The following is a 464-nucleotide window of genomic DNA, read 5'->3' on the forward strand; positions in this document are numbered from 1 at the left end:
TGACCTCGAACGGCACCGGACACGACTGCGTGTACAACCCATTGATCGTGTTCGCACACGCCGACGACGCCGACGTCAACGCCTCCACCACTGCCGCATACCTGCCCAACAACTCCACATTGCGATCCACCGCTGGCTGATGCTCCCGCCACGGCTTGCCGTCGTACCCCGCCAACGCCTCAGTCCGAAACGCCGCAGCCTCCTTCTCCAACCCCTCCAACGTTTTCTTCACCGGCTCGATCGCGTCCGCGAAATTCTCAATCGCCGATGCCGCCTTGTCCAAGGTGTTCTTCAACGACTCAGCCGACGTCGCCGCCGGAGCCATGATCCCGTAGGCCTGCTCCGCCCCCGGCCCCTCATACACCGCGGGCAGCCCGTTCCAGTGCGACACGATGTTGTCCATATGCTCATCCACGGTCTTCCCCATCGACCGTAGATTCTCCGCCGCAGTCCGCACCGTCTCC

Annotated in this window: 1 protein-coding gene; it reads right to left on the reverse strand. The window is 63.4% G+C overall.

Annotation, left to right across the window (positions count from 1 at the left end; all coding sequences use genetic code 11):
* Nucleotides 1-427, reverse strand: a 427-nt coding sequence (locus tag EII34_RS15770; RefSeq protein ID WP_221620339.1) for a hypothetical protein, incomplete at its 3' end; no start/stop codon positions are given.
* Between the last annotated feature and the right edge of the window lie 37 nt (nucleotides 428-464).

It is taken from the genome of Arachnia propionica (assembly GCF_003859805.1).
In the GTDB taxonomy this organism is placed as follows: Bacteria; Actinomycetota; Actinomycetes; order Propionibacteriales; family Propionibacteriaceae; genus Arachnia; species Arachnia propionica_C.